At 68.3% G+C, this 22178-nt stretch carries 18 protein-coding genes; 9 read left to right on the forward strand and 9 right to left on the reverse strand.

Annotated elements, in window-relative coordinates; all coding sequences use genetic code 11:
• Positions 1 to 441: 441 nt before the first annotated feature.
• Complete coding sequence (gene uvrA / locus NCO8_RS28920) at positions 442 to 3408, reverse strand: excinuclease ABC subunit UvrA (protein ID WP_067644580.1); 2967 nt, start codon at positions 3406 to 3408, stop codon at positions 442 to 444.
• A gap of 428 nt (positions 3409 to 3836) precedes the next feature.
• Here uvrA and NCO8_RS28925 point away from each other — a divergent pair, with 428 nt between their 5' ends.
• Complete coding sequence (locus NCO8_RS28925) at positions 3837 to 4469, forward strand: response regulator transcription factor (protein ID WP_067498562.1); 633 nt, start codon at positions 3837 to 3839, stop codon at positions 4467 to 4469.
• A gap of 3 nt (positions 4470 to 4472) precedes the next feature.
• Here the strand turns inward: NCO8_RS28925 and NCO8_RS28930 are convergent, their stop codons facing one another.
• Complete coding sequence (locus NCO8_RS28930) at positions 4473 to 5252, reverse strand: sigma 54 modulation/S30EA ribosomal C-terminal domain-containing protein (protein ID WP_067498565.1); 780 nt, start codon at positions 5250 to 5252, stop codon at positions 4473 to 4475.
• Between the two features lie 146 nt (positions 5253 to 5398).
• Here NCO8_RS28930 and NCO8_RS28935 point away from each other — a divergent pair, with 146 nt between their 5' ends.
• The gene (locus tag NCO8_RS28935) at positions 5399 to 7222 is read left to right on the forward strand and encodes a sensor histidine kinase (protein WP_067644582.1); all 1824 of its coding nucleotides are present in this window, start codon (positions 5399 to 5401) and stop codon (positions 7220 to 7222) included.
• A 3-nt stretch (positions 7223 to 7225) separates the two neighbouring features.
• Here the strand turns inward: NCO8_RS28935 and NCO8_RS28940 are convergent, their stop codons facing one another.
• Positions 7226 to 8371 carry a beta-ketoacyl synthase N-terminal-like domain-containing protein gene (locus NCO8_RS28940; RefSeq protein ID WP_067644586.1) on the reverse strand — a complete coding sequence of 382 codons (1146 nt, stop codon included), beginning with the start codon at positions 8369 to 8371 and terminating at the stop codon, positions 7226 to 7228.
• Positions 8372 to 8503: 132 nt separating this feature from the next.
• Here NCO8_RS28940 and NCO8_RS28945 point away from each other — a divergent pair, with 132 nt between their 5' ends.
• A complete protein-coding gene (locus NCO8_RS28945) occupies positions 8504 to 9814 on the forward strand; it encodes a diguanylate cyclase domain-containing protein (RefSeq protein ID WP_067644589.1) in 1311 nt (436 codons plus the stop codon).
• Positions 9815 to 10031: 217 nt separating this feature from the next.
• Complete coding sequence (locus NCO8_RS28950) at positions 10032 to 12329, forward strand: HelD family protein (protein WP_067644592.1); 2298 nt, start codon at positions 10032 to 10034, stop codon at positions 12327 to 12329.
• Positions 12330 to 12344: 15 nt separating this feature from the next.
• Here the strand turns inward: NCO8_RS28950 and NCO8_RS28955 are convergent, their stop codons facing one another.
• Positions 12345 to 12995: a TetR/AcrR family transcriptional regulator gene (locus NCO8_RS28955; protein ID WP_157105159.1), complete on the reverse strand. Its 651-nt coding sequence runs from the start codon at positions 12993 to 12995 to the stop codon at positions 12345 to 12347.
• A gap of 68 nt (positions 12996 to 13063) precedes the next feature.
• Here NCO8_RS28955 and NCO8_RS28960 point away from each other — a divergent pair, with 68 nt between their 5' ends.
• The gene (locus NCO8_RS28960) at positions 13064 to 14497 is read left to right on the forward strand and encodes an MFS transporter (protein ID WP_067644597.1); all 1434 of its coding nucleotides are present in this window, start codon (positions 13064 to 13066) and stop codon (positions 14495 to 14497) included.
• An 11-nt stretch (positions 14498 to 14508) separates the two neighbouring features.
• Positions 14509 to 14889: a cupin domain-containing protein gene (locus tag NCO8_RS28965; RefSeq protein ID WP_067644599.1), complete on the forward strand. Its 381-nt coding sequence runs from the start codon at positions 14509 to 14511 to the stop codon at positions 14887 to 14889.
• A 54-nt stretch (positions 14890 to 14943) separates the two neighbouring features.
• On the opposite strand, the gene NCO8_RS28970 is transcribed toward NCO8_RS28965, so the two are convergent.
• Together NCO8_RS28970 and NCO8_RS28975 are read right to left on the reverse strand one after the other, a co-directional pair.
• Positions 14944 to 15396 carry a universal stress protein gene (locus tag NCO8_RS28970; protein ID WP_067498187.1) on the reverse strand — a complete coding sequence of 151 codons (453 nt, stop codon included), beginning with the start codon at positions 15394 to 15396 and terminating at the stop codon, positions 14944 to 14946.
• A gap of 290 nt (positions 15397 to 15686) precedes the next feature.
• Positions 15687 to 16523: a helix-turn-helix domain-containing protein gene (locus NCO8_RS28975; RefSeq protein ID WP_067644602.1), complete on the reverse strand. Its 837-nt coding sequence runs from the start codon at positions 16521 to 16523 to the stop codon at positions 15687 to 15689.
• Between the two features lie 56 nt (positions 16524 to 16579).
• On the opposite strand from NCO8_RS28975, the gene NCO8_RS28980 reads away from it, so the two are divergent.
• A complete protein-coding gene (locus tag NCO8_RS28980) occupies positions 16580 to 17044 on the forward strand; it encodes a VOC family protein (protein ID WP_067644848.1) in 465 nt (154 codons plus the stop codon).
• A gap of 23 nt (positions 17045 to 17067) precedes the next feature.
• On the opposite strand, the gene uvrB is transcribed toward NCO8_RS28980, so the two are convergent.
• Complete coding sequence (uvrB, locus tag NCO8_RS28985; RefSeq protein WP_067644605.1) at positions 17068 to 19248, reverse strand: excinuclease ABC subunit UvrB; 2181 nt, start codon at positions 19246 to 19248, stop codon at positions 17068 to 17070.
• 89 nt (positions 19249 to 19337) lie between these two features.
• Here uvrB and NCO8_RS28990 point away from each other — a divergent pair, with 89 nt between their 5' ends.
• Entirely contained in the window at positions 19338 to 19862 is a 525-nt protein-coding gene (locus NCO8_RS28990; RefSeq protein WP_067644607.1) for a ribonuclease FAU-1 family protein, read from the forward strand.
• A 51-nt stretch (positions 19863 to 19913) separates the two neighbouring features.
• Here NCO8_RS28990 and NCO8_RS28995 read toward each other — a convergent pair whose 3' ends face one another.
• Together NCO8_RS28995 and coaE are read right to left on the reverse strand one after the other, a co-directional pair.
• Entirely contained in the window at positions 19914 to 20336 is a 423-nt protein-coding gene (locus NCO8_RS28995; RefSeq protein WP_067644610.1) for a hypothetical protein, read from the reverse strand.
• 120 nt (positions 20337 to 20456) lie between these two features.
• Complete coding sequence (coaE, locus tag NCO8_RS29000; protein WP_067644613.1) at positions 20457 to 21662, reverse strand: dephospho-CoA kinase; 1206 nt, start codon at positions 21660 to 21662, stop codon at positions 20457 to 20459.
• A 149-nt stretch (positions 21663 to 21811) separates the two neighbouring features.
• Between coaE and NCO8_RS29005 the strand changes: the two genes are divergently transcribed.
• Positions 21812 to 22024 (forward strand): hypothetical protein, encoded by a 213-nt coding sequence (locus tag NCO8_RS29005; RefSeq protein WP_067498193.1) that lies wholly within the window; start codon positions 21812 to 21814, stop codon positions 22022 to 22024.
• Positions 22025 to 22178 lie beyond the last annotated feature (154 nt).

Below are 22178 nucleotides of genomic sequence, written 5' to 3' on the forward strand. Positions count from 1 at the left end.
CGTAGGGGTCGGAGTCGGCGGCTGACCGGGGGTGACCGAGACGGCCGAGCCGGAGGAGATCATGTTGGCGAGGGCGGTGAAGATGGCCGCGCTTCCGGTATCCATTGCTGGTGATCCTTTCGGGGCTGCCGGGTCAGGCAGTCGGCGTCGGCGTCGTGGGCTCGTAGGCCAGCGAGGACCCGCCACTGAGGAAATTCAGAATCTGGCCGATGAGCGCCATCGTGGCTTCATCCATGGGGACGTTCCTTTCGTACTGCACGACATCCGCGACCGCGCTGCCCACGCCGCGCGTGACACCACTGGATGTCGATCGACAAACCGCTACTGACCGGTCTTCCGGCGACGGCGAGGCGAATGTTACCTATGGCCGTTTCACTTCGTAGGGTTTTCGGGAAGTCCCGGGCGGAACGGTAACCCGTTCCGCCCCGACACACCTGCCGGTCAGCGCAATGCGGCCGCTTTCCTGGCCAACCGCTTGGCCGTCGCCGTCTCGGCGGGCGCCTTCTTCGCCGCCGGTGCGGTCTTCTTCTTCGCCGCGGGCTTCTTCGGAGCCGGTGCCGCGAGGACTTCCTTCAGGAACTGACCGGTGTAGCTGTCGGCGACCTGGGCCACCTCCTCGGGAGTGCCCGTGGCGACGACCGTGCCACCGCCGGAACCGCCTTCCGGGCCCATGTCGATGACCCAGTCGGAGGTCTTGATGACATCGAGGTTGTGCTCGATGACGATCACCGTGTTGCCCTTGTCGACCAGGCCGTTGATGACCTTGAGCAGTTTGCGGATGTCCTCGAAGTGCAGACCGGTTGTCGGCTCGTCGAGGATGTACACCGTGCGACCGGTCGAGCGTTTCTGCAGCTCGGCGGCCAGTTTCACGCGCTGCGCCTCACCGCCGGACAGGGTCGGGGCACTCTGACCGAGGCGCACGTACCCGAGACCGACCTCGACGAGGGTCTTGAGGTACCGGTGGATCGAGGTGACCGGTTCGAAGAACTCCGCGGCCTCGTCGATCGGCATGTCCAGGACCTCGGCGATGGTCTTGCCCTTGTAGTGCACCTCGAGCGTCTCGCGGTTGTAGCGGGCGCCGTGGCACACCTCGCACGGGACGTACACGTCCGGCAGGAAGTTCATCTCGATCTTGAGCGTGCCGTCACCCGAGCACGCCTCGCACCGGCCGCCCTTGACATTGAAGGAGAACCGGCCCGGCTGGTAACCGCGCACCTTGGCCTCGGTGGTCGAGGCGAACAGGGTGCGGATCTTGTCGAAGACACCGGTGTAGGTGGCCGGGTTCGAGCGCGGGGTACGCCCGATCGGTGACTGGTCGACCTGCACCAGCTTGTCGAGCTGGTCGACACCGTTGATCCTGGTGTGCCTGCCCGGCACCTGCCGCGCGCCGTTGAGCTTGTTCGCCAGCGTGGTGGCCAGGATGTCGTTGACCAGCGTCGACTTGCCCGAACCGGAGACGCCGGTGACCGAGGTGAGCACACCGAGCGGGAACGCCACATCGATGCCCTGCAGATTGTGCTCGGTAGCGCCGACGACGGTGAGCTTGCGCTTCTTGTCCACCGCGCGGCGTACCAGCGGCAGCTCGATCTGCTCGCGGCCGGAAAGATAAGCGCCGGTGAGGGATTCGGGCTCGGTGAGCAGTTCCTGGTAGGGACCCGAATGCACCACGCGACCGCCGTGCTCACCGGCGAGCGGACCGATATCGACCACCCAGTCCGAGGCGCGGATGGTGTCCTCGTCGTGTTCCACAACGATCAGGGTGTTGCCCAGCTTCTTGAGCCGCAGCAGTGTTTCGATGAGCCTGCGGTTGTCACGCTGATGCAGGCCGATCGACGGTTCGTCGAGCACGTAGAGCACGCCGACCAGGCCGGAACCGATCTGGGTGGCCAGCCGGATGCGCTGTGCCTCGCCGCCCGACAATGTCGCCGCCGCGCGCGAGAGCGTGAGGTACTCCAAGCCCACGTCGAGCAGGAAGCCGAGCCGGGCCTGGATCTCCTTGAGCACCTGACCGGCGATCGCGGTCTCGCGCTCCCCCAGCGTCAACGAGTTGAGGAAGTGCGCGCACTCCCCGATCGACAGGTCGCTGACCTCGGCGATCGACCTGTTCTTGCCGTCGGCGGCCAGGGTGACGGCCAGGATCTCCGGGCGCAGGCGGGCACCCTTGCACACCGGGCACGGCACATCGCGCATGTACCCGTCGTAGTGCTCCTTCATCTGCTCGGACTCGGTGTTGTCCATGCGCCGCTGCAGGAACGGCATCACGCCTTCGAAATCGGCGTAATAGGAGCGTTTGCGTCCGTAGCGGTTGGTGTAGGACACGTGCACCTGGTCGGAGCTGCCCTCGAGGACCGCCTTGCGTGCCTTCGCCGGAAGTTCACGCCAGGGGGTGTCCATGGAGAAGCCGATGGCCTCGGCCAGACCCGACAGCAGGCGGTTGAAGTATTCGGCCGTCTGACCGCGCGACCACGGCGCGATCGCGCCCTCGGCCAGGCTCAGATCCGGATCGGGGACCACCAGTTCGGGGTCGACCTCCTTACGGATGCCGAGACCGGTGCAGTCGGGGCAGGCGCCGTAGGGCGAGTTGAAGGAGAACGAGCGCGGCTCGAGATCCTCGATATCGAGCGGATGGCCGTTCGGGCAGGCCAGGCGCTCGGAGAAACGGCGCTCCCGGTCGTGCGCGTGTTCGTCCCGGTCGACGAAATCGAGCACGACGATGCCGTCGGCCAGCCGCAACGCGGTCTCGATCGAGTCGGTGAGGCGCTGCTTGGACGCGGCCTTCACCGACAGGCGGTCGACGACCACCTCGACGTCGTGCTTCTCCTGCTTCTTGAGCTTGGGCGGATCGGTGAGCGGATACACCACACCGTCCACCCGCACACGCGAGTAACCCTGGGTCTTGAGCTGGTCGAACAGGTCGACGAACTCACCCTTACGGGTACGCACCACCGGCGCGAGCACCTGGAACTTCAGGCCCTCGTCCATGGCCAGCACCTGGTCGACGATCTGCTGCGGGCTCTGCTTGGCGATCAGCTCGCCACAGACCGGGCAGTGCGGCGTGCCCGCGCGGGCATACAGCAGGCGCAGGTAGTCGTAGACCTCGGTGATCGTGCCGACCGTCGAACGCGGGTTGCGGTTGGTCGACTTCTGGTCGATCGACACCGCGGGCGAGAGGCCCTCGATGAAGTCCACATCCGGCTTGTCCATCTGCCCGAGGAACTGGCGCGCGTACGCCGACAGCGACTCGACATACCGGCGCTGTCCCTCGGCGAAGATCGTGTCGAACGCCAGACTCGACTTACCCGAACCGGACAGACCGGTGAACACGATCAGGCTGTCGCGCGGCAGATCGAGGTCCACACCTTTCAGGTTGTGTTCCCGAGCTCCGCGCACAGTGAGGCGTTCCGCCACCTGGTGAATCCCTTCTCCATCGTCATCCGCTCGCCGGACATGAACCCCCAGGAATCAATGCTAGGTGGACCCACCGACAGAAACGCTCGAGCGCTTGCGCCCCGGGAGGTGCTGGCTGTGTTTTTGGAGCGCTGGCGCGCTCGAGCGCGGCCCCTGGGGGGCCACGCGATAAGCGCTCGAGACTCGCGCTTCGCGCATGCGCTTCGAGCGCTTATCGCGCGGCCGGGCCGCTGCGCCGCTTCGCGGCGGACCCTCCTCGAGGTCGGGTCGTGCGGGGTTGGGAGTGCGGTCATGGCGGACTTGGGTGAGCGAGTTTGCTGTCTGTGCACAGGATTTGGGTGGGTGATTGTCTGTCTCTGCACAGGATTCGGGCGGGCGGATTATGTTGGACCGAACAGGGGGACGTTCTACGTGATGAAGGGGCCGCCGTGCTCGAGGTGTTTCTGGTCGACGACCACGAGATCGTGCGGCGCGGGTTGATCGACCTGCTCGAGGGTGATCCTGAACTCACTGTGATCGGTCAGGCAGGTGGCGTGGCCGAGGCGATGGTGCGGATCAGGGAGACCCGGCCCGATGTGGCGGTGCTCGATGTCCGATTACCCGACGGCAACGGCATCGAGCTGTGCCGCAATCTGCTGGCCGAGTTCGAAGACCTGCGCTGCCTGATCCTCACCTCGTTCTCCGACGAGCACGCCATGCTCGACGCCATTCTGGCCGGTGCCAGCGGATATGTGGTGAAGAACATCGACGGGATGAAGCTGGCCGACGCGATCAAGCAGGTCGGCGCCGGTCACTCCCTGCTCGACACCCGCGCGGCCGACGCGCTGCGCGCCCGGCTGCGCCGCAGCACCGAACCGACCGGTCCCCTCGCGGGTCTGACCGACCAGGAACGCCGCCTGCTCGAACTCCTCGGCGAGGGGCTGACCAACCGTCAGATCGCGGCCCGCATGTTCCTGGCCGAGAAGACGGTCAAGAACTATGTCTCGCGCCTGCTGGCCAAACTCGGCGTCGAACGCCGCACCCAGGCCGCGGTGCTGGCGACCAAGCTGCGCGAACCGTAGAAATCAGGACGGGACGACGATGGTCAGGTCCCCGTCGTAGCGGCGGTAGAGCAGGTTGCCCCGGCCGCTGTGACTGTCGGTGAAGAACAGATACGGCAGGCCGCCACGGCACAGCACGTCCGATGCCTCGTCCTCGGCATAGACCGGGGCCGCGTCCTGCACCACCCGCACCGGCATGGCGCTGGCGGTGAGCGGCAGGTGCGCCGAGTCGCCCGCGGCGACGGTGCGGTGCTGGCGGGCCAGGCGCACGCCGTGCGGGTCGGCCCAGGTGACGATGGCGTCCTCGCCGGTATCGGCGTCGGTGAACAGATACGCGTCGTAATCCATCGCGTCCAGGACAGTGCTGGCTTCCAGCGGGGTACCGGTCATCAACGCGCAGTCCTTGCGGCGGATGATCGGGCGGGTCTCGGTGACCTGGGCCAGCGGGCGCCGGGCCGGGTCCGGCCAGGCGCCACGTGCTTCCTTACCCGCGCGGCGCGCCAGCTGACGGTCCAGACGTTCGGCGGCGAACGTCACCGCGAACCCGCCCGGCCCGGTGACCTGCACGCGGGTGAGGGTGTCGTTGGTGCGGATGTTGGCCTGCACGAGGGTCGGCTCGTCGTTTCCGCGCGGAGCGGTGACGCGCACCCGGGCCGGACTGTCGAGATGATGGCGCCGCATCACGCGGGTGATGGCACGCACCGCGCGGGTGACGTCTTGAGCCGGTACCTCGCCACGGGTGGTCACCGCGAGCTCGGGGTCGGCGGCGGTAGTCCAGTGCTGGGTGCTCGACAACGAATACATCTCTTGCCCCACTTCTCGATCCGGCGTCCCCCCGCTGCCCTATGCCACCACTGTGCGCGGTGCGGTAGAAGGGCCGAAAGTCCCCAACCTCGAGGACTAGACTTCTCCTGACTCGGTACGAAGGTGGGCGGCGACGGGATACGGCGATGGCGAATGACGGTCGGAGCGGCCGATATTCGGCCGGCCGCACCGCGTCTCAGCAGCGCCTGCGCGCCCTGCTCGGCGAGGTGGCCGACCGGGTCGAGGTGATGATCGGCTCGCGCGACCGGATGGACGGCCTGGTCGAGGCCATGCTCACGGTCACCGCGGGCCTCGATCTCGACGAAACCCTGCGCACCATGGTGCGCACGGCGATGAACCTGGTCGACGCCCGCTACGGCGCGCTCGCGGTCCGCGGGCACGGGCAGCAGGTCGCGCAGTTCATCGATGAGGGTATGCCCGAACACATCCGCGACCGGATCGGGCGATTACCGGCGGGCCGCGGTGTGCTCGGTGCCGTGTTCGCGGAGAAGGCACCGCTGCGGCTCGACGATCTCACCGAGCACGAGTCCTCGGTGGGCTTCCCGCCCGGCCACCCGCCGATGCACTCGTTTCTCGGTGTCCCCGTGCGCATCCGGGACGAGGTGTTCGGCAGCCTGTACCTGACCGAGAAGTCCGACGGGCAACCGTTCACCGAGGAGGACGAGGTGCTCGTCCTCGCGCTGGCCGCGGCGGCGGGTATCGCGGTCGACAACGCGCGCCTCTACGAGCAGGCGCGCACCAGACAGGCCTGGATCGAGGCGACGCGCGACATCGCCACCGAATTCCTGGCGGGCACCGAATCCGACCGTGTGCTCGCCCATGTGGTCGATCACGCCCGCGGGCTGACCGGTTCGCACCAGGCGTTTCTGGCCTCGGTACCGGTGCCGGACGAATCCCCGGGTGAGGTCAGCGAATTGGTCGTCACCCAGTGGACCGGCCCCGACGCCGGCCAGGACTGGCAGACGATCCCGATCGCGGGCACGGTACTCGGCGACGCCTTCAGCAGGCGCACACCGCTGCGCTTCGACGACGTGTCCGAGGTGGTCCTCGGCGTCGACTTCCCGGTCGCCGAATTGCCCGGTGCCGGACCGGCTCTCGTCCTTCCGTTGTGCACACCCGACGCCACGCTCGGCGTGCTGGTGACCATCCGCCCGCCCGGTTTCGCACCCTATTCCGACGAGATGCTCGAACTCACCGCCGCGTTCTGCGATCAGGCGGCGTTGGCGGTGCGCCTGGCCGACGCGCAACGGCGGATGCGTGAGCTCGATATCGTCGCCGACCGCGACCGCATCGCCCGCGACCTGCACGACCATGTGATCCAGCGCCTGTTCGCGATCGGCCTCACCGTGCAGGCCACCATGCCCAAGGCGGTGGTTCCCGAAGTGCGGCAACGACTTTCGACGGTGATCATGGATCTGCAGGAGGTGGTGCAGGAGATCCGCACCTCCATCTTCGACCTGCACGCCAGCGGTTCGGGCCACAGCGAGGGGTTACAGCAGCGGCTCGAACTGGCGATCCGGCGCCAGACCGCCGACATCGCGATGCGCGCGACCATCCAGGTATCCGGCCCGCTCTCGGTGCTCGATCCACAACTGGCCGATCACGCCGAAGCCGTTGTGCGCGAGGCGGTGAGCAACGCGGTGCGTCACTCCGGCGCCGACACCGTGGCCATCGTGATCGAGGTGGCCGACGACCTCACGATCACCGTGAGTGACAACGGATGGGGCATCCCGAACCACGTCGTCCGCAGCGGGCTGCGCAACCTCGAGCAGCGCGCACTGGAAGCGGGCGGCCGGTTCCAGATCGCGCCCGCGGTGCGAGCCGACGCCGACGGCGATCATTCGGAAATGCCGGGCACGCGACTGCGCTGGGCGGTGCCGCTCCCGCAGGACCAACCGACCACCGGCGGTTTCGCCCTGGCGGGCGGGCCGGAGGCGGGCGAGGACTGAACCTCAGGCCGGACCGACGACGAGGGCGGAGTTGTTGCCGCCCATCCCCATCGACAGATTCACGGTGAGGCCACCGCGCATCGGGGTCGGCCCGTCGAGCAATCGCGGATGCGCGGGCGCGACGACCGGTGCCGACGCGACGACGCCGGTGTCGTAGGACAGCGCGATCAACGCCAGTTCCACGGCCGCTGCGGCCCCCTGGCAGTGACCGGTGAGCGGCTTGACCGAGATGATCGACGGGTGGTCGTCGAAAACGGTAGTCAGTACGTCGCGTTCGGCGTCGTCGCACTGGCGGGTGCCGGTGCCGTGCGCGTTCACATAGTTCACCTGCGACGCCGCTACCCCACTGTCGCGCAATGCTTTCCGCACGCATTCGAGGTACTGCTCGTGCGTCGGCTCGACCGAGACCACGTGGTAGGCGTCGTTGTTCATGGCGCCGCCGAGCACCCGCGCGTAAGGCTGATCCACCGCGTCGGTGAGCAGCACGGCCACCGACGCCTCCGCCATCACGAACCCCAGGCTGCCCTCCTGGAACGGGCGGCACGCGGTGAACGGATCGACATCGGACACGGCCGCGCCCATCCCGACGAAATGCTCGAGCATCTCCGGGGTGGCCGACAGGTCGGTGCTCACGCAGAGCACGTCGTCCACCAGGCCCGCGTCGCGCCACTGCCGCGCCGTGAGCACGGCGACATTGCCCGAACTGCACGCCGCCGACACGTTCATGGCTGGGCCGTGGAAGCCGTACTGCTGCATCACCACCGAGATGGGGGTCGAGGGCAGCATCGGCAGGTAGTCGCGGGAGCGGCGGTGCCCGCCGTCGCGCAGGTAGAAATCGCGCCAGTCGGCCACGTCGCCGAGGGTGATGGCGTGCACCAGGCCGACCGTTCGGCCCTCGTCGCGCCAGCCACGCGCGCGGGCGTCGGCCACCGCCTCGGCAGCCGAGGCGACCACGGCGCGCCCGAACAATCCGCGACCGTGCGCCGGGTCGCCGCCGTCCGGAATCCGGCCGACCCAGGCGTGCTCGTCACGTCCCGGCCCGTAACCCGGATACAGACCGGCGGCCGGTTTTCCCCCCAGCACCCCCTGAAACAATTGTTCACGGCCCCAGCCGTAGCCGGAGACCACACCGATACCACCGATCGACATAGAATCGACTCGGTGGGCCATGCCGCCGGGACGTCCTTCCGGTCTCACGTCGCTCCTCGCGGATCTCGTCGAGGGTCACCACGATAGTCCGGTGCGTCATCCGAAGACCAGGCCGAGATCGGGGGTATCGCAGTGAGAAAACCCAACACCGACGCGGCGAACGCCGAGCTGCTCGCGCAGCGGTACCGCTCGCTGGTCGAACACACTCCCGATGCCATCTGCGTGCACGAGGCGGGCGTCATCGTCTACGTGAACCCGGCGATGGTGCGACTGCTCGGCGCGCACACGGCCGAAGACCTGCTCGGATTGCGGATCACCCATTTCGTGCATCCCGACTCCATTCCGGCGATGCTCGACCGGATCGCCCAGCTCACCGCCGAGGGCGCGGCGTCACCACCGACCGAAATGGACCTGTTGCGCATCGATGGGCAGAAGGTGCCCGTGCAGACGGTGTCGGTGCTCACGGCCTGGCAGGGCGAGCTGGCCTATCAGGTGGTGGTGCACGACCTGACCGCGCAGCGGGCCGCCGAGGCCTCCGCACGGCAGGCCGAGGCGTACTTCACCACCGTGGTCTCCCAGCTCGAGGAGGGTGTGCTGGTCGTCGACCGGCGGGGCAGGCTCGAATCGATCAATCCGGCGGGCAGGCGCATCCTCGGCATCGCCGACTCCGCGCCGGTCCTCGGTGCGCGTTTCGACGAGCTGCCCGTCACGATGATCGACTGGGAGGGTCAGCCGCTGCCCGTGGGCAGGCATCCGATGGCGCACACGTTGACGACCGGCGAACCGGTGACGCGGTTCGTGTTCGGGGTGCGCCGGGCCGACGGTCAGCAGGTGTGGCTGTCGTGTAACTGCCGGCTGCTCAACCCCGACAGCCCGGACTCGGCGGGGGTGTCGTCGTTCGCCGATGTCACCGAATACCGGGCAAGCAAGATGCAGCTCGAGTACCAGGCCACCCACGACGCGCTGACCGGACTGGCCAACCGGTCGCTGATCCTGTCGCAGTTGTCGGCGGCACTGGCCGACGAGGGCGGCGCCCTGGTCACCACCGTGCTGTTCATCGATCTCGACGGCTTCAAGGCGATCAACGACACTCTCGGCCACGCCATCGGCGACACGGTCCTGCAGATCGTCGCCCAGCGCCTGCAACGCGCGCTGCGCGCCGAGGACGTGGTCGGCAGGCTCGGTGGGGACGAGTTCCTGGTGCTGCTCGCCGGGCACCCGCAGCGCACCGATCTGCCACGTCTGATCGAACGGCTGCGCGTCACCATGGCCGAGCCGATCATCGCGAGCGGGCACCGTCTCGAAGTGAGCGCCTCGATCGGCGTCACCGAACTCGGCCCGCACGAGCGCCGCACTCCCGAAGCCGTACTGCACGACGCCGATCTGGCCATGTACCGCGACAAGCCCTCCGGTCGCCGCAACCACACCACGCACGCGTCCTGACAAACTGGTCGGCGTGATCGTCGAACACTTTTCACGGGTCGCCGGAATATCGGCGCTGGCGTGCGCTGTTACATCACTTCTATGAGCCTTTCCCGGTGGTCGAGCACTTCACGCCGGTGACCGGTGACGAAGTCTTCCCCGCGACGGGCGCGCTGCCGTCCGGGGGCAAGTAGACTCGACAACTCTGTTCTCAACGCGGTGACAAAGGAGTCCTGTTTTGCCCGACCGCCTCGCCGACGACCGCGCAACCGCCGACCAGGGCGGGCGCGGCCGCGAGATCGAACAGGAACAGCAGTACCTCACGGTGCTCTACGACCGCCTCGACGCCATGCGCGACTACGCGCAGAACCGGCTCAAGACCGTGCTGCTGGAAGCGGGCGGCACCCCGCAGGCGCGCAGCGAACGCGAGTCGTTCACCGCGCTCTACAGCGAAGACCTGGCCAAATACGACGCCGCCGAGCACGGTTTGTGCTTCGGCCGCATCGACCTGGACGCCACCGAGGACGCCGCCCGCTACATCGGGCGCCTCGGCATCCTCGACGAGGACAACGACTACGAGCCGCTGCTCCTGGACTGGCGCGCTCCCCTGGCGCGCCCGTTCTACCTGGCGACCACCGCCAATCCCGAGGACGTGGTCCGCCGCCGTCACATCCGCTCGCGCAACCGCACGGTCACCGCGATCAACGACGAGTACCTCGACCTCGGCGCCGCCGAACGCGACGGCGCGGTGGGTACCGACGACGGCGTGGGCGGCGAGAGCGCCCTGCTCGCCGCGCTGAACGCGGCCCGCACCGGGCACATGAACGACATCGTCGAGACGATCCAGAGCGAACAGGACGCGATCATCCGCTCCGAGCACAAGAGTGTGCTCGTGGTGCAGGGTGGGCCGGGCACCGGCAAGACGGCGGTGGCGCTGCACCGGGCCGCCTACCTGCTCTACACCTTCCGCCAGCAGCTCGCCAAGAGTGGTGTGCTCATCATCGGCCCGAACGCCACCTTCCTCGACTACATCGGGCAGGTACTGCCCTCGCTCGGTGAGACCGGTGTGCTGCTGTCCACCATCGGTGACCTGTATCCGGGGGTGAAGGCGGTCCGCGAGGATTCGCTGCGCGCGGGTGAGATCAAGGGCTCGCTCGACATGCTCGAGGTGCTCAAGCAGGCGGTGCGCGACCGGCAGGAAGTGCCCGCGGAACCGGTGCGGCTCACCTTCGACGGCTACCCGGTGCTGCTCGACCGCAAGATCGCGACCCGGGCGCGTGGCCGGGCTCGTTCCTCGCGCCGTCCGCACAATCTCGCGCGGCCGATCTTCGCCTCGTCGGTGATCGACGCGCTCACCGATCAGCTGGCCGCGACGATGGGTGCCGATCTGTCCGGCGGCACCAGCCTGCTCAGCTCTGCCGATCTGAGCGAGATCGGTGACGAGATGCGCGCCGACCCGCAAGTGCAGGCCGCGATCAGCGCGCTGTGGCCGGTGCTCTCACCCCAGGAGGTCCTCGCCGATCTGCTCGCCGACCCGGCCCGGCTCGACCGCGCCGCCAAGTCGCTGAGCCCCGAGGACCGCGCCGAACTCGTCCGCCCCGACGACGGCACGTTCTCGGCCGCCGACGCACCGCTGCTCGACGAACTGGCCGAACTGCTCGGCGTGGACGACACCGAGGAGCGCGAACGGGCCCGCCGCCGGTGGCGCGCGCAACTGGCCGAGGCCCAGGACGCACTCGACATCCTCACCGGTTCCGCACCCCAGGACATCGAGGACGAACTCGACCCCGAGATCCTGATGGCCTACGACCTGATCGACGCCTCCCAGCTGGCCCAGCGCCAGGAGTTCGGCAACCGGCAGACCACGGCCGAACGCGCCGCGGGCGACCGCACCTGGACCTACGGGCACGTGATCGTCGACGAGGCGCAGGAGCTGTCGGAGATGGCGTGGCGAATGGTGATGCGCCGCATCCCGAATCGGTGGATCACCGTCGTCGGCGACGTGGCCCAGACCGGCGACCCGGCGGGCGCGTCGTCGTGGCAGCGGGTGCTGGAACCCTATGTGGCCAAACGCTGGAAGCTCACCGAGCTCACGGTCAACTACCGCACGCCCGCCGAGATCATGGCCGTGGCCGCCGACGTCCTCGCCGCCATCGACCCCACCGCCAAGGCACCGCGCTCGGTCCGCGAAACCGGCAATCCCCCTCGCGCACATCGTGTTTCACCTGCGGAAGTGCAGGACGAACTCGCCCGGCTGATCGCCGCCGAGCAGGCCCCCGGCACCGCCGCCGTCCTCGCCCCCGCCGCTCTCGTCCCCGAATTGTCCCCGCTGGCAGGCGAATCGGTGCAGGTCCTCACGGTGCACGACGCCAAGGGCCTGGAGTTCGACCGCGTCTACTTGGTGGAACCCCAGGCCATCGTCAAGGAGTCCCCGCGCGGTCTCAACGACCTCTACGTCGCACTCACCCGCGCCACCCAGCGGCTCTCGGTGGTGCACACCGAAGAGCTCCCCGAGGTGTTGTCCACGCTCGCGTGAAGCGCGCCGCGCGGGTCAGCGGGGCGCGGACAGCAGCCCGTCGACCAGCGCGGCCAGTCCGGCGCCAAAGGAACTCGTCGCGTCGAAATCGGTCCAGCGAGAACCGATTTCGGCCAGACGTGGCGTCGTCTCGGCGTCCAGGTTCGCGAACACCTCGTCCCGATAGGTCGGCCCCTGCGCGGCCCGGCGAGTGGACCGCGCGGTGATGATGAGCGCACCCGCGGTGTAGTGCCAGACCGCGCGATAGGCCTCGGCCGCCCGGTCGAGCGACAGTCCCGCCGCGACCCCGGCGTCGATGATGGTCTCGGGAAACCACAGCGCCGAGCGCCCGAAAAGATCGCCGTCGACGAGGACCTCGACCACCCACGGCCGGGCGGCCAGCACATCGTGCATCGCCGTGGCGGCCACCAGAATTCGCTGCCGTGGATCGTCGGGCAGCTCCGGCCACTCGACCTGGTCGGCGTAATCGTCGAGGAGTAGCCGCAGCAGCGCGTCCTTGTCGCGGACGTGGTGATAGAGCGCCATCGGCGTACAGCCGAGTTCGGTGGCCAGCCTGCGCATCGTCAGCTTCTCGACGCCGTCGGTGTCTATCACGCCGTGGGCCGCGGCGACGATGTCGGCGCGAGAGATTCGGGCCGGTCTTCCGGTGCGCGACGAGGTTGCCATAGGTCCATCTTGACCCATCAGCCGGCGCAGGCCTGGACACAGGTCCGCCGTCGAGTTAGTTTTTATACATGTATAAAAACTCTTCACCCCCGCGCTCCGGCGCCGCATTAGCCGCCGTTGCCGTCGCGCAGTTCATGGTCGCGCTCGACATGGCGGTCGTGAATGTCGCACTCCCCTCGATCGGCGACGCACTCGGTTTCACGCCCCTCGACCTGGCCTGGGTCGTGCACGTCTACGCGCTGACCTTCGGCGGATTTCTGCTGCTCGGAGGTAAGGCGTGCGATCTGTACGGTCGGCGACGGCTGTTCACCGCCGGTTTGCTCGCCTTCGGCATCGCCTCTCTGGCCGGCGGGCTCGCGCAGGCACCCTGGCAGCTGGTCGTCGCGCGCGCCGCGCAGGGCATCGCGGCGGCCGCCGTCGCGCCCGCCGCGCTGGCGACCCTCACCACGGTGTTTCCTGAAGGGCCCGCGCGGGTCCGCGCTCTCGGCGTGTGGGGTGGCGTCAATGCGGCGGGTGGTGCGCTCGGCGTGCTCGTCGGGGGCCTGCTCACCGAGTACGCGGACTGGCGCTGGGTGATGCTGGTCAATGTCCCGATCGTCGCGGTGGCGCTACTGTCCACGGCCGCAGGCGTTCCCGCGGACCGACCGTCCGACTCACCCGCGAGCCTCGACATCCTCGGTGCGCTCACCGCGACAGCCGGTGTCGGACTACTGGTGACCGGCGTCATCCGCACCGATCGCCACGGCTGGTTCTCGGCGACGACCGGCACGACGCTCGTCGCGGCCCTTGTCGCGCTCACGGCGTTCGTGGTAGTCGAACGCCGTGCGCGTAATCCGCTGCTGCGCCTCGGATTGTTCGGCAACCGATGGGTGCTCGGTGCCAACCTCTTCGTGCTGTTCGCTGCGGCAGGCCAATTCTCGGCGTTCTACCTGGTCTCGCTGTATCTACAGCAGGTCCTGGGGCTCGGCGCGGGCGCCGCCGGGGCGGCCTTCCTGCCGTTCTCGCTCTGCGTCATCGCGGGCACGCTGGTCGCGACACGGATCGGCGGGAGCCGTTCGCCACGACCGATCCTGATCGGCGGCGCGGTGCTGACCACGGTCGGCATCGGCTGGTTCGCACTGATCAGCCCCGACGGCAGCGTCCTGGCCGACATCCTCGGCCCATCGCTGATCGGCGGATTCGGACTCGGCCTGTGTTTGGCGCCGGTGGCATCGGCCGCTGTCACCGCCGTCGCGCCCGGCGAGGCGGGCATGGCCTCCGGTGCGTTCAACAGTGCCCGCCAGCTCGGCGGCAGCATCGGCGTCGCCACGCTGGCTACCCTCGCCGCGAACAGGACCGGCACCAGCAGCGATCCAACCGCGCTGACCGGCGGCTATGGCTTCGCCCTCGCCGTCGCCGCACTGCTGTTCGCCGTGGCCGCAGCGATCGCCGTTGTCGTTCTTCCGCGCACGCGGCGCACGGAACCCCTTGCCGCCCAACCTGTTCCCGCATCAGCACAGTGAAAGGAAGAACAATGTCCCCGATCGATCTGTTCGAGCGCGCCCTACGATTCGAGCCGGAGGGAGCGGTGAGCGCCGTGAAGCGCCGGATGACCGCCGGCTCCGACGGCTGGCAGCTGGCCACCTTCCACGTCGAGACCGACGCCGATGTACACGCCGACCACTGGGAGATGCATCCCACCGCCGATGAGGCGGTGTGCTGCCTGACGGGCGCGATGCGGTTGTACCTGCGACCCGAGACGGCCGACGAGGGAGAGTATGTCGTGACACTGACCGCGGGCACCGCGTTCGTGGTGCCACGTGGACGCTGGCACCGGATCGAACTCGACGAACCGAGCGACATCATGTCGATCGGATTGCGTGACGGCACAAGGCAGGAGCCCGTCATGCGGTGAAAACAGCCGAGGGCGCCGCGCGGTGGCGCGGCGCCCTCGGCGTGTGGTCGAACCTCAGCGCACCGTGTGGACGATCAGGACGTCCGAGCGGGACTTGCGGGCCACGTCCGAGGGGACGGAGCCGAGCAGGCGGCCGGTGAGGGTGTTGAGGCCACGGTTACCGACGACGAGCAGGTCGGCCTTGGTCTCCTTGATCAGCTCGAGCAGGGAATCCACCGGCTCGCCGACGATGGCGCGCTCGACGATGTTCTTCGCACCGGCGGCCACCGCCTTCTCGCGGGCGACGTGCAGGATCTCGTTGGTCGGCGCCGAGCCACGGACCTGGTAGGCCTCGTCTTTGAGCACATCGGCGGCGGCGGCGACATCGCGATCATCGGTCGGGAAGTAGGCGCAGGCCAGCACGAGAGTCGCGTCCGCGTCGGCAGCGAGCGCCGCAGCCTTCTCCACCGCGACGTACGACGAATCCGAGCCATCAGTACCGACGACAATGGTCCGGTAGGCGGTCATCTCTCCTCCAACTTGGTCGGTGCAGCGCCGAACGACCCGGGAATCGAGCATCGGCGCGGCAATTGCGTCGACCATAACGCCACAGCGCGCCGATTTATCGACAATTCGCAACAGATCACACCGGGAGTGTTGGGTCACTTTGTCCGGCGGTGCCGGATTATGGGCGCCGCCGTCGGCATTCACCTGCGCCGATCGAACGGCGAGCCGACGAAATTGTGGCAGATCACAACACAATCAACGCCGCTGCGGGCCTGGGATTTTCGTCACAACACCGCCGGTACCGTGCCCGTTCACAGCGTTGCGGCGGCCGCGTCCATCGCGCGGGCACGGCGCGCGTATTCGCGGGGCGGCATCCCGATCTGCGCGGTGAATTCCCGGCTGAAATGCGCCTGATCGAAATAGCCGAGACCGGTGGCCAACTCGGCCAGATCCGGGTCGGAGTGGGCGAGCAGATCGGCGGCGTCCTGCAACCGGAACCGGCACAGCACCCATTTCGGGCCGGCGCCCACATAGCGGCGGAACAACCGCTGCACGGTGCGCATGGGCACCGCGAACCGTTCGGTGACCTGGTCCACGCGCGTGAGCTCGGGATCCCGCTCCATCGCCGTCACGATGCGCGACACCAGCGCGAACTGCGGGTCGTCGGCACCGCCACGGCCGCCGAAGAATTCCTCGACGATCCCGACCCGGTTCTCGTCGGACGGCTCGGCCAGTACCCGCTCGGCCAGCCCCGCCGCTTCGGGCAGCACCTCGGTGAGCAGCGCCGAACCGTCGCGGAAGGCACCGACATCACACCCGGTGAAGGCTCCGAAACCGCCGGGGCGGAAACGGATTCCGAATGTCTCGCCCTCGCCGTCGAGATCGCGCACGTACTTGGTGGTGCACACACCGTTCACGAATCCGCCGGTGCGGGTGCTGCTGCGTTCGAAGGTGACGTTCACGCACGGAAACGACAGCACCTCGGCACGGAACGCGGGTCTGCCACGCAGATCCCAGCGCACCACCCAGTACCGGTCGGCGAATTCCGCCAGCGCGGGACCGACTTCGAGCCGCCGCAGCGAACGGTGTCTGGCCTGCTCGCGCGGGAGCAGGATCCCCTTCGCGTCGTCGAGATCGCCGCTCGTCATCGCCGGTGTCGCGTTCTTACAAGACCGGCGAGCGCCGGGTGAGCAGGATCGAAACCATGAACGTTGCACCCATCCCCGAGGGCTACCACTCCATCACCTGTTTCCTGGCCGTCGCCGACGGCGAGGCGGCCATCGACTTCTACTCCGAGGTCTTCGGTGCGAAGGTGCTCAGCCGCGCCGACGATGCCGAGGGCAGGCCCGTCCACGCGGAGCTGCTCATCGGCGATTCCACCCTGCAGCTCGGAATCCCGCTGCTCGACAAGAGCGTTCGTGCCCCCGAGGGCTGGGTGCACACCTCGATCGTGCACTACTGCCCCGATGTCGACGAGGCGCTCGCGCGTGCCGTCGCCCGCGGTGCCCGCGTCGTCGAGGAAACCCAGACCTTCGTCACCGGTGACCGCTACGGCGTGATCATCGATCCGTTCGGCCACCGCTGGGCCGTGATGACCCGCGTCGAGGACGTCTCCCGCGAGGAGGCCGACCGACGCGTAGCCGCCTGGATGGCGACTCAGTCCACCTAGCGGCCCGCGGTGCGTCGCCATCCTCAGCTCAACCCCGCAGCGTCCATTCCGCGCAGTTCCTTCTTCAGGTCGGCGATCTCGTCACGTAAGCGGCCTGCCAGCTCGAACTGCAGTTCGCGGGCGGCGTTCATCATCTGGTCGGTGAGGGAGGCGACGAGGTCGGCCAGTTCGGCGCGCGGCATCGACTTCACGTCGCGTTCGGCGTAGATGCCCGCGCTCACCGCACGGCCGGGTTCGCCCTGGGCGCGCCTGCCACGGCTGACATTGCGGCCGGAACCGCCGACGGCCACCTCGTCGCCCGCCTCCAGGTACACCTGGTCGAGGATGTCGGCGATCTTCTTGCGCAGGGGCTGCGGGTCGATGCCGTTGGCCTCGTTGTAGGCGATCTGCTTGGCGCGGCGGCGGTCGGTCTCGTCGATGGCGTGACGCATCGAGTCGGTGATCTTGTCGGCGTACATGTGCACTTCACCCGACACGTTGCGGGCCGCGCGGCCGATGGTCTGGATGAGGCTGGTGCTCGACCGGAGGAAGCCCTCCTTGTCGGCATCGAGGATCGCCACCAGCGACACCTCGGGCAGGTCGAGGCCCTCGCGCAGCAGGTTGATGCCGACGAGCACGTCGTATTCGCCGAGGCGCAGCTGACGCAGCAGTTCCACGCGGCGCAGGGTGTCGATCTCCGAGTGCAGGTACCGCACCCGGACGCCGAGCCCGAGCAGGTAGTCGGTGAGGTCCTCGGCCATCTTCTTGGTGAGCGTGGTGACGAGCACGCGCTCGTCGCGCTCGGTGCGCTGCCGGATCTCGTGCACCAGGTCGTCGATCTGGCCCTTGGTGGGTTTCACCACGACCTGCGGGTCGACGAGACCGGTCGGGCGGATGACCTGTTCCACGACCTCACCACCGACCTGACCGAGCTCGTACGGACCGGGCGTAGCCGAGAGGTACACCGCCTGCCCGATCCGGTCCGCGAACTCCTCCCAGGTGAGCGGGCGGTTGTCGACCGCCGAGGGCAACCGGAACCCGAACTCGACGAGGTTGCGCTTACGCGACATATCGCCCTCGTACATGCCGCCGATCTGCGGCACGGTGACGTGGGATTCGTCGATGACCAGCAGGAAGTCGTCCGGGAAGTAGTCGAGCAGGGTGGCGGGCGCCGACCCGGCGGGACGACCGTCGATGTGCCGCGAATAGTTCTCGATGCCCGAGCAGAACCCGACCTGACGGATCATCTCCAGGTCGTATTCGGTGCGCATGCGCAAACGCTGCGCCTCGAGCAGTTTGCCCTGGCCCTCGAGCTCGGCCAGGCGGGCGGCCAGCTCCTCCTCGATGGCGGCGACGGCCTTCTCCATACGCTCCGGGCCCGCCACGTAGTGGGTGGCAGGGAAGATGCGCAGCGAGTCGACCTGACGGACCACATCGCCGGTGAGCGGGTGCAGGTAGTACAGCGCCTCGATCTCGTCACCGAAGAACTCGATGCGGACCGCGAGCTCCTCGTAGGAGGGAATGATCTCGACGGTGTCGCCACGCACCCGGAACGACCCGCGCGTGAACGCCATGTCGTTGCGGGTGTACTGCACGTCGACCAGCAGCCGCAGCAGCGCGTCGCGGTCGATCTCGCCGCCGACCTCGAGCTGCACCGAACGGTCGAGATAGGACTGCGGCGTACCGAGACCGTAGATGCACGACACCGACGCGACCACCACCACATCGCGACGCGACAGCAGGCTGGAGGTAGCCGAGTGCCGCAACCGCTCGACGTCGTCGTTGATCGAGCTGTCCTTCTCGATGTAGGTGTCGGTCTGGGCGATGTAGGCCTCGGGCTGGTAGTAGTCGTAGTACGAGACGAAGTACTCGACCGCGTTGTGCGGCAACATCTCCCGCAGTTCGTTGGCCAGCTGGGCCGCCAGGGTCTTGTTCGGCGCGAGCATCAGGGTCGGCCGCTGCAGCTTCTCGATCAGCCAGGCGGTGGTCGCCGACTTGCCGGTGCCGGTGGCACCGAGCAGCACCACGTCCTTCTCCCCGGCGTTGATGCGGCGCTCGAGCTCGGCGATGGCGGCGGGCTGATCGCCTGCCGGCTGATGCGGGCTGACCACCTCGAAGCGGCCACCCTTGCGCTCGATCTCACCGACCGGGCGGTGCTCCGAATGCGCGAGCGGGTGCCCCCGCTCTTCGTACCCTTCGGCCGGGATCTCGGTTGCGAATGCCATGCACACCAGGTTAGGCGTACCCACCGACAGATTCGCGGCGGCGGAAAGCGCTCGGCGCCCGGCCCCGCGTGCCGGTAGATTCTGCGCACATGACCCACGCCTCGACCGTGCACGTGCACCCGCCCAAAATCGAGCTGTTCGACGTGGCGGCCAAGACCAATACCGATCCGAAGGGTTTCGTGCGGCCGGTCGAGGTGTACCGGGAGGAGCCGTGGGGCCTCTACATGGGGCGGCACTCCGACCACGCCAGCTTCCACTATCTGGAATCGTGGCTGCTGCCGAGTCTGTCGCTGCGCGCGTCCAAACTCTGGTACAACCCGGGCATCGAGCAGTGGCAGGACGTCTACGTCGATGTCGGCGTCTTCACCAGGGACTCCCCGACCCTGTGGCGCTCGGTGGACCACTACCTCGACCTGCTGGTCCGCACGGGCCGCGATGTGCGCCTGGTCGACATCGACGAGCTGCTCGCCGCGCAGACCGACGGCCTGCTCGATGCCGAACAGGCCCAGGCGGCGATCGAACACGCGGTCGCGGCGGTCGACGGGATCGCCGCGCACGGGTACTCGCTCGAGGCGTGGCTCGCCACCCTCGGCATGACCCTGACCTGGCGCTGAAACGACGAAACCGCCCGCGACCGGACAGGTCGCGGGCGGTTTCGCCATCCATCAGCCTGCCGAACCGCTGCCGAGCAGGTCGCCGAGGCCACCACCGCAGCCTGCGCTGCCGGTCGCGGCCGCCTCACCGACGGTGACGGTGATCGAGTCGCTGATCAGCAGCTGCCGCGCCTCGAGCTTGTGCTGGCCCGTCGTGGTCGGCTTCCAGGTCATGCTCACCGTGCCGGAGAGCAGCGAGGGGGAGACAGTGCCGATGTCGCGGCCGTTGTCGGTGAACTTCACCGAGGTCAGCCTGTCGACCTCGACGCTGGCCGTCAGCTTGTAGCTGCACCCGACCTTGTGATCGGTGCCCGCGACGCTGAGGTTGCCCACCCAGGCCGAGGCCTGCGGGGCGGCCAGCACGATGGTGGCGGCGACAGCGCTGAACGCGGTGATGCCGAAGCCCGCACGGCCGAGACGGTGATGTGTTGTCATACGCGCTACAACTTCCCTGTGAATCGAGTCACCCGGTAGTGACTCGCCACAATGTAACCAGCGCGCCGTCCGCTACGGACAGTTTTTGAAACATTGACGTTTAACAGATGCCGACCGGGGTTACGCGCGGGCGCGAACCCACTCACCGACCCTCGGGTAGACCACGTCGAACCACGGTTCCTTCACCGCGTAATAGGCCTCGCCCGCCGCCTCGCCCGACTTCCCCGCCGCCGCCCGTTCGGCCGTCCGCTTGATCTCCAGATACTCCGTCCGCACGTCCTCCTCCGCCCGCAACCAGTCGCGGAAGTCGAGCGCGAGCCGCTGGCCGGGCGAATCCTGCACGCGCAGATGGATATTCGCCGGTCGGCCGGGATCCGCGTTGCCGTGCAAGCGTTTTGCCCACAGGTCCACGTCGGTGCCCGCCGGATCTTCGGGCGTGGGCTTGGGGTTGTCGTGCGTGATGCCGACCGCGCGCGGGAACCCTGCGGCTGCCAGCGAATCTGCCAGTGCGTCAGCGGTTTCCAGGTCGGCCACAGTCACCTGGATGTCGATGAGGTCCTTGGCGGGCAGCCCGCTCACCGCCGTCGAACCGACATGATCGATACGCACCGCCGCCGCACCGCACACCAGGTGCAGCCGGGCGATGATCCGGCGGGCCTGCGCGCCCCACTCCGGGTCGTGCGGCACCAACCGGTACTCCGCCCGTGCCCGCACCCCCTCGCGCTGATTGCGTTCGAAGGGCACCAGCCGCCGCTCCCACAGCGCCCGCACCTGCTCCTCGACCACACCCGGTGCACCGTTGTTGTCCAGCCACACATCGGCGACGGCATGGCGTTGCTCGTCGGTGGCCTGTGCGGCGATCCTGGCCAGCGCATCGGCCTCGGCGACACCACGCTGCTCGACCAGCCGGCGCAACCGGGTCTCGACATCGGCGCCGACCACGACCACCAGCTGCATGAGCGGCGCGAGCCCGTTCTCCACCAGCAACGGAATGTCCTGCACCACAATGGCATCGGCGGGTGCGGCGCCGATGAGTTCGGCCGTGCGGGCGCCGACCAGCGGATGGGTGATGGCATTGAGCTTGCCGCGTGAGGTGTCGTCGGCGAAGGCCACCGCGGCCAGCGCAGGCCGGTCGAGGCTGCCGTCCTCGGCCAGGATCGCGTCACCGAACTCGGCGACGAGCGCGGCCAGACCCGGCGTACCCGGCGCGACGACCTCGCGAGCGATGGCATCGGAGTCGATCACCACCGCCCCCAGCTCGACCATGGTCCGCGCCACTGTGGACTTACCCGCTCCCATGCCTCCGGTGAGGCCGATCCGCAACATGCGCCAAGTCTCGCATCCCCCCGCCCGGAGCAGGTCAGGTGTTCCCGACACGCCGATATGCGGCGGCAGCAAATCCGGGGCCGGGCGCGTCGCGTCGACTAACCTTCGCGCAGGCGAGAAGGCCAATCACCAGCGAGCGAAGGATGATCATGGGCACCACACAACACCGGACGGCTCGCCACCGCCTCGGCATGCCCGGCGGTGTGCACTGCGTTGAATTCCCTGCTGTGGCAGCGACTCTCGCCGAATATCGCCGGTCCTGGTTCACCGCTCTGATCTCGCCCGCCAGACACAGTTTCGCCGCGATGCGCAAGCGCACCAGCATGGGTGCCACCTACTGGGTGCCCGCCGCCGCGAACTGAGCACCGACTACCCGAGCCCACCCGTTGCGAACGGGTGGGCTCGTTGTCGTGCGCGCCCTGTGTGATCGACCGGGCCGGAAACAGGCCGAAGGCCCCGGTCCGTGTGGACCGGGGCCTTCGACTGTGTTGCTCTACCCGAATCAGGCGTTGCCGC

This window comes from Nocardia coubleae NBRC 108252 (assembly GCF_001612805.1).
GTDB lineage: Bacteria > Actinomycetota > Actinomycetes > Mycobacteriales > Mycobacteriaceae > Nocardia > Nocardia coubleae.